The 2,500-nt window shown below is 53.7% G+C and carries 2 rRNA genes (1 of these 2 running past the window's edge); both read right to left on the reverse strand.

Going from position 1 to position 2,500, the window contains the following annotated elements:
- Positions 1–494: 494 nt before the first annotated feature.
- Positions 495–609 (reverse strand): 5S ribosomal RNA (rrf, locus tag ACEPA4_RS19850).
- Positions 610–735: 126 nt separating this feature from the next.
- Positions 736–2,500: ribosomal RNA gene (locus ACEPA4_RS19855) — 23S ribosomal RNA — on the reverse strand; it runs 1,115 nt beyond the window's last position.

Consider the following 2,500-nt stretch of genomic DNA (forward strand, 5'->3'; position numbering starts at 1 on the left):
CATGATCCGAAGATCAAAATTTAAAGCTGCAGATGAGTGATTCTGGCAACGTATCGCTTGCTTTAAAACAATTAATAGTTGCTTGATCAAACGTCTGCAAGATGGACAATCATCCTTCCTGCAGGCGCCTTCACAAGATACCTGCGCATACTTTCAAAGATCCGGGGAAGTGGCCTCAGCGCCGTTCCCGTGTGCTGCGAAGTTTCCTTCGCAGCGAGCCGCCCATTATAGCCGGCTTTTCTGCTTCGTCAACACCTTTTTTCAAGGCCGCCTCACCGGAGTGGACGTTGTTGCCGATGCTGCTTCGTCGTTGGGCCTGAGGGCCTTTCGTCGTTGCGAGCCGCCTATTATGGCAGGCCTTTTAGCTTTGTCAACAACTTGTTGGAGGAACTTGAAGCTCTTCGTGAAGTTGTTGTTGCAAGTCCAGGTTGAAACCAGGTGCCTGCAAAAAAAGGAAAACCCCGCTGCGTCAGCAGCGGGGTTTTGGGTATAAACCCTGGCGATGACCTACTCTCGCATGGCTTGAGCCACACTACCATCGGCGCAGCTGCGTTTCACTTCCGAGTTCGGGATGGGATCGGGTGGTTCCACAGCGCTAATTTCACCAGGGAGGCTTTTGGAGAGTCGCACTCGTCCCTGGGGGACAAGGCGCCAGCCTCGCATAGTTCTTGTGACGTAGCGTGCACTTGGATGCTCTTACGACGCTGTCGTAAAGCCAAGGCAACTTGAGGTTATATGGTCAAGCCGCACGGATCATTAGTATCAGTTAGCTCAATACATTGCTGTACTTACACACCTGACCTATCAACCACGTAGTCTACATGGTTCCTTCAGGGGGCTTGTGCCCCGGGAGATCTCATCTTGAGGCGCGCTTCCCGCTTAGATGCTTTCAGCGGTTATCGCTTCCGAACATAGCTACCCGGCAATGCCACTGGCGTGACAACCGGAACACCAGAGGTTCGTCCACTCCGGTCCTCTCGTACTAGGAGCAGCCCCTCTCAAATCTCCAACGCCCATGGCAGATAGGGACCGAACTGTCTCACGACGTTCTGAACCCAGCTCGCGTACCACTTTAAATGGCGAACAGCCATACCCTTGGGACCGACTACAGCCCCAGGATGTGATGAGCCGACATCGAGGTGCCAAACACCGCCGTCGATATGAACTCTTGGGCGGTATCAGCCTGTTATCCCCGGAGTACCTTTTATCCGTTGAGCGATGGCCCTTCCATACAGAACCACCGGATCACTAAGTCCTAGTTTCCTACCTGCTTGATCCGTCGATCTTGCAGTCAAGCACGCTTATGCCTTTGCACACAGTGCGCGATGTCCGACCGCGCTGAGCGTACCTTCGAGCTCCTCCGTTACTCTTTAGGAGGAGACCGCCCCAGTCAAACTACCCACCATACACGGTCCCCGACCCAGATAATGGGCCCAGGTTAGAACGTCAAGCACGACAGGGTGGTATTTCAAGGATGGCTCCACCACAGCTAGCGCCATGGTTTCATAGCCTCCCACCTATCCTACACAGACGAACTCAACGTTCAGTGTAAAGCTATAGTAAAGGTTCACGGGGTCTTTCCGTCTTGCCACGGGAACGCTGCATCTTCACAGCGATTTCAATTTCACTGAGTCTCGGGTGGAGACAGCGCCGCTGTCGTTACGCCATTCGTGCAGGTCGGAACTTACCCGACAAGGAATTTCGCTACCTTAGGACCGTTATAGTTACGGCCGCCGTTTACTGGGGCTTCGATCAAGAGCTTCGCCTTGCGGCTGACCCCATCAATTAACCTTCCAGCACCGGGCAGGCGTCACACCCTATACGTCCACTTTCGTGTTTGCAGAGTGCTGTGTTTTTGATAAACAGTCGCAGCGGCCTGGTTACTGCGACCCTCTTCAGCTATAGCTCGCATGAGCCACCAAAAAGGGTGCACCTTCTCCCGAAGTTACGGTGCCATGTTGCCTAGTTCCTTCACCCGAGTTCTCTCAAGCGCCTGAGAATTCTCATCCTACCCACCTGTGTCGGTTTACGGTACGGTCTGCGTAAGCTGAAGCTTAGGAGCTTTTCCTGGAAGCGTGGTATCAGTGACTTTGCCATAAAGGCTCGTCTCGGTGCTCGGTCTTAGAGGATCCCGGATTTGCCAAAGATCCAAACCTACCGCCTTTCCCCAGGACAACCAACGCCTGGTACACCTAACCTTCTCCGTCCCTCCATCGCACTTACGCGAGGTGCAGGAATATTAACCTGCTTCCCATCGACTACGACTTTCGTCCTCGCCTTAGGGGCCGACTCACCCTGCGCCGATTAACGTTGCGCAAGGAAACCTTGGGCTTTCGGCGTGCGGGTTTTTCACCCGCATTATCGTTACTCATGTCAGCATTCGCACTTCCGATACCTCCAGCAGACTTCTCAATCCACCTTCAACGGCTTACGGAACGCTCCTCTACCGCGCATAACAAAGTTATGCACCCCAAGCTTCGGTTCTGTGCTTAGCCCCGTT

The sequence above is a fragment of the Stenotrophomonas sp. P2112 genome, from assembly GCF_041897515.1.
In the GTDB taxonomy this organism is placed as follows: domain Bacteria; phylum Pseudomonadota; class Gammaproteobacteria; order Xanthomonadales; family Xanthomonadaceae; genus Stenotrophomonas; species Stenotrophomonas sepilia.